The organism is Mesorhizobium sp. M7A.F.Ca.AU.001.01.1.1, assembly GCF_004022735.1.
Lineage (GTDB): Bacteria > Pseudomonadota > Alphaproteobacteria > Rhizobiales > Rhizobiaceae > Mesorhizobium > Mesorhizobium ciceri.
Genome location: NZ_RZPF01000539.1, coordinates 1 through 4,648, shown reverse-complemented (window position 1 = coordinate 4,648; position 4,648 = coordinate 1). Strand labels below are relative to the sequence as shown.

5 protein-coding genes and 1 pseudogene are annotated in these 4,648 nt (G+C 63.4%); 4 read left to right on the top strand and 2 right to left on the bottom strand.

The window, feature by feature from the left end:
- Positions 1–324 (top strand): annotated as a pseudogene (locus tag EN884_RS26485) (modification methylase); the annotation flags it as partial.
- Positions 325–390: 66 nt separating this feature from the next.
- On the opposite strand, the gene EN884_RS26480 reads toward EN884_RS26485, so the two are convergent.
- Together EN884_RS26480 and mutY are read right to left on the bottom strand one after the other, a co-directional pair.
- The gene (locus tag EN884_RS26480; RefSeq protein ID WP_013532757.1) at positions 391–1,002 is read right to left on the bottom strand and encodes an HAD family phosphatase; all 612 of its coding nucleotides are present in this window, start codon (positions 1,000–1,002) and stop codon (positions 391–393) included.
- Positions 995–2,200, bottom strand: a complete 1,206-nt coding sequence (gene mutY, locus EN884_RS26475) for an A/G-specific adenine glycosylase (RefSeq protein ID WP_013532756.1) — start codon at positions 2,198–2,200, stop codon at positions 995–997. Before mutY ends, EN884_RS26480 begins: the two co-directional genes overlap by 8 nt.
- 53 nt (positions 2,201–2,253) lie before the next feature.
- On the opposite strand from mutY, the gene EN884_RS26470 reads away from it, so the two are divergent.
- From EN884_RS26470 to EN884_RS26460, 3 genes are all read left to right on the top strand, one after another.
- The gene (locus EN884_RS26470) at positions 2,254–2,754 is read left to right on the top strand and encodes a DUF721 domain-containing protein (protein WP_013532755.1); all 501 of its coding nucleotides are present in this window, start codon (positions 2,254–2,256) and stop codon (positions 2,752–2,754) included.
- 163 nt (positions 2,755–2,917) lie between these two features.
- Positions 2,918–3,661, top strand: a complete 744-nt coding sequence (locus EN884_RS26465) for a DsbA family protein (protein ID WP_013532754.1) — start codon at positions 2,918–2,920, stop codon at positions 3,659–3,661.
- Between the two features lie 105 nt (positions 3,662–3,766).
- Positions 3,767–4,648, top strand: an 882-nt coding sequence (locus EN884_RS26460) for a chromosome segregation SMC family protein (RefSeq protein WP_164895165.1), incomplete at its 3' end; no start/stop codon positions are given.

Sequence of the window (4,648 nt, the reverse complement as noted above, 5' to 3'; positions counted from 1 at the left end):
CTGGATGGTGCCGATCTCACCGTTCTCACGGGCAAGCGCGCCGAGCCGCGCGTTGCCTTCGTCAGCCTGATCGACACCGGCCTGATGATGCCGGGTGCGACGCTCTACGATGCCAAGAAGCGCTGGGCGGCCAAGGTGCGGGCCGACGGCACGGTGGCGATCGGCGACAGCGCCGGTTCGATCCACAAGGTCGGCGCCGAAGTGCAGGGGCTGGATGCCTGCAACGGCTGGACCTTCTGGCATTATGAGCGCAGCGGTGGCCTGACCCCGATCGACGAGCTTCGCCGCATCGCGCGGCTCGGCATGGAGCGGGCAGGGGCCTGAGCCCCTGCCAATTGCTTCGAATGCCTTTGATTCAAAGGCTCAACGGATCGCGCGAAGCGATTCAAATCAGGCCTTGATTCCGAGACGTTCAAGGTCTGCTTGAAGCGTCCTTGCGTCGGTGAACAGCACCGATTGCCAGCCTGCCGCCTTGGCGCCGTCGACATTCTTCTGGCTGTCATCGATGAACAGCGTCGCGGCCGGTTCGAGGCCGAATGCGGCGACGTGGTGATCGTAGATGGCTCGGTCGGGCTTGATCTGGCGAATATCGGCCGACACCGTCACGCCGCGCGGACGATTGAGGAAATCGAAGCGCTCGCGGGCCTCGGCCAGCGTGTCGCTGGCGAAATTGGTCAGCATGGTCACGTCGTGGCCGCTCTCGATCAGACCGACCATGATGGCGACGCTGTCCTCATAGGCATGCGGCACCATCTCGTGCCAGTGGCGGCGGAAACCGCGGATGTTTTCCGCGTGATCGGGATGGTCCGCGATCAGCAGCGCCTCGGCCTCTTCCCAGGTCCGGCCGCGATCCTGCTCGATGTTCCAATCATGCGTGCAGACATTGTCGAAAAACCACTTTCTCTCTTCGGCATCCGGAATGAGGCGGCTGAACGGAATGTTGGGATCGTAGTGGATCAGCACGCGGCCGATATCGAAAACGATGTGGCGTATTTCAGTCATGGGGCCTCTTTGCACTGTGTGGCGACGGCTTTTTCGTCGCGCCGGGTATCGCAGCCTCGATTGCCTTTTTCATGACAGTCGGCAGCGCCTCGCCGGAAATCTCGTGAGCGAGCGACCAGAAATGCCCGTCTGGCGCATCACCTTTGATGTGAGCGTGAAAGACTTCGAGTTCGAGAGCGAAATGCGTGAAGACATGCGCAATGCGGCCCGCATGCCGCCAGTCGGCGGGAAACGGCGCGGCCGCTTGCGTGGTTGCCCCATCGATCCGCGCGGTCCAGCCTGTCGTCGGCACCTCGGTCATGCCGCCGAGCAAGCCCTTCTCGGCCCGTTTGCGCAGAAGGATGGCGCCGTCGGCCCGTACGGCGACAAAGGCCGCGCCGTGCCGCTGCGGCTTGTCGGCCTTGGGCAGGCGCACCGGGAAGTGCTCGGGATCGCCTGAAACGACCGCGTCGCAGTCTTCGCGCAGCGGGCACAGCATGCAGCGTGGCCGGCGTGGCGTACAGATGGTGGCGCCGAGATCCATCATCGCCTGGGCGAAGTCGCCAGGCCTTATCCCGGGCACCATGCGCTCGACATGGGCGCGGATCTCGGGCTTGGCTTCGCTGAGCGGGGTTGTGATCGAAAACAGCCGGGAGATGACACGTTCGACATTGCCGTCGACAACCGCGGCGGGGCGGTCGAAGGCAATCGCCGTGATGGCCGCCGACGTATAGGCGCCGATGCCGGGCAATTCTCTCAAACCAGTCTCCGTGTCGGGAAACCGGCCGCCACGCGCAGCCACAAGATCGGCACAGGCCTTGAGATTGCGGGCGCGGGAGTAGTAGCCGAGCCCGGCCCAGGCCTTCATCACGTCCTCCGCTGGCGTCGCGGCCAGCGCCTCGACATCGGGCCATTTCTCGACGAAAATCCGGAAATAGGCCTTCACTGCTTCGACGGTGGTCTGCTGCAGCATGACCTCGGAGAGCCAGATGCGGTAGGGATCAGGCCGCACGCCGCGTGCATGCTCACGGGGCGTGATGCGCCACGGCAATTCACGGTGATGCACATCATACCAGCCGAGCAGGCGGGATGCGATATCGTCGCTGACACCGGATGCAGCTGTGCTGCTATCTCCAGATGCAGCTATGCTGCTATCTGCGGATGTGGCTTTGCCACTATCCCAGGATGCGGTCTTGCGGGTCTGGTCTGCTGGTGCCATTGATCTTGTATTGGCCTGGCCGGTATCTGCTGGGTCGTCGCTGGAGGACGTACATGGCAGGGAGAACGCCCTACGGCAATCCCGTCCCGGTCAGCGATCTCGCGACCAGGATCCTCGATCCGGTGCTGCGCAAGCGGGCCGGCATTTCGATCGGCCTCGTCCAGTCATGGGACGAGATCGCCGGCCCACGGCTGGCCAGCCACTCGCGCCCCGAAAAAATCCAGTGGCCGCGCCGTATGCATGAGGACGATCCGTTCGAGCCGGCCGTGCTGGTCATTGCCTGCGAAGGCATGGCGGCACTTCATCTGCAGCACGAGACGGGCGAGATCATCAACCGGGTCAACGCCTTCCTCGGCTTCACCGCCATCAACCGCATCAGGATCCTGCAGAAGCCGGTGACAGCCGACAAAGGAAAGCGCAGACCGGCCCTGAGACCGCTGACCGCGGCTGAGAAGACGAAATTGTCGGGGACTGTCGGCCTGGTCGATAATGAAGGACTGCGCGCCTCGCTGGAGAAACTTGGCGCGACCATTATTGGGGAGAGAAAATCATAGGCGTCTTGAAGAAAGTCATGGATTCGTCGTCTATATCTCGCATTCGTGATCGCCCTTGTCAGGTTTCGCGATTGGATTGGGGATCGAGATGCCTTAATTCGCGCCAACTCTCGCCTTTTCGTGTCTTTGCATTGCAAAATCCAACCCTTGTCAGGTGATTCGTATGAACCGTCCCCCGTTTGGCCAAAGCTTGTCTCGCAGAAACGTCCTGTCTTCGCTGGCCGCCATTCCGGCGGTGGCCCTGCTCGCGGCCTGCAGCGACTCTGGCGAGGAGGCGAAGGCTGCGAATGTGAAGCCCGCTGAGCCGGCCGCTCCCGCAAAGCCGGCCACGCCGGCCGCCGCCACCGCGCCGGAAGCCCAGGGCACCGTGGACATGACGGAACTGATGAAGCCGGGCGCGCTGCCCGACAAGCAGCTTGGCAAGGACGACGCCAAGGTCACCATCGTCGAATACGCCTCGATGACCTGCCCGCATTGCGCGCATTTCGCCGAGACCACCTTTCCGGACCTGAAGACCAAGTACATCGACACCGGCAAGGTTCGCTACATCCTGCGCGAATTCCCGTTCGACCCGAGCGCCGAAGCCGGTTTTATGCTGGCGCGCTGCGCCAAGGATAACTATTACCCCATGGTCGACGTCCTGTTCCGGCAGCAGGCGAACTGGGTTGGCGTCCAGAATACCAAGGATGCGCTGCTGCAAATCTCGAAGCTCGCCGGTTTTACACAGGAGTCCTTCGAGGCCTGCTTGACGGACCAGAAACTTCTGGACGATGTGAGATCGGTCCAGAAGCGCGGCGCCAATGAATTCAAGGTCGACTCGACACCGACCTTCTTCATCAACGGTAAGACCTACAAGGGGGCGATGTCGATTGAGGAAATGTCGGCCATCATCGACCCTCTGCTCTGACGTCCAGTCAGCCCTGAGGCGGCGGCGCTTCGGCGTGCGCGGCTTCTCGTTGTGCTGCGAATTCCTTTCGCAAAACCACGGAAATCCGCTTAGCGGGCGGCGCGAATGAAGTTTTCGCGCCTTCGCCTCCTTGGTTTCAAATCTTTCGTCGAGCCTGGCGAGTTCGTCATCGAACGCGGCCTGACCGGCATTGTCGGGCCCAATGGCTGCGGCAAGTCGAACCTTGTCGAGGCGTTGCGCTGGGTGATGGGCGAAAGCTCCTACAAGAATATGCGCGCGTCCGGCATGGACGACGTCATCTTCTCCGGCTCGGGCACGCGTCCGGCGCGCAACACCGCCGAAGTGACGCTCTTCCTCGACAACAGCGACCGCTCGGCGCCCGCTGCCTTCAACGATGCCGACGAACTGCAGGTGTCGCGCCGCATCGAGCGCGAGGCCGGTTCGCTTTACCGTATCAACGGCAAGGAGGCCCGCGCCAAGGACGTGCAGCTTCTGTTCGCCGACCAGTCGACCGGTGCGCGTTCGCCGTCGATGGTCGGCCAGGGCCGCATCGGCGAACTGATCCAGGCCAAGCCCCAGGCACGCCGCGCCCTGCTCGAAGAGGCGGCAGGCATTTCCGGCCTGCACACCCGCCGCCACGAGGCAGAACTGCGGCTGAAGGCGGCCGAACAGAACCTGGAACGGCTGGACGACGTCGTCGGCGAGCTGGAAAGCCAGATCGAAAGCCTGAAGCGCCAGGCGCGCCAGGCGTCCCGCTTCAAGAACCTGTCGGCCGATATCCGCAAGGCAGAAGCGACGCTGTTGCATCTGCGCTGGACGCTGGCCAAAACCCAGGAAGGCGAGGCGCGATCGGCGCTGGCGGTTGCCACGGCACTGGTCGGCGACCGCGCCGCGGCCCAGATGGCCGCCGCCAGGGAGCAAGGCATAGGCGCCCATCGGCTGCCGGACCTGCGCGACGCGGAAGCCGCCGCCGCCGCTGCCTTCCAG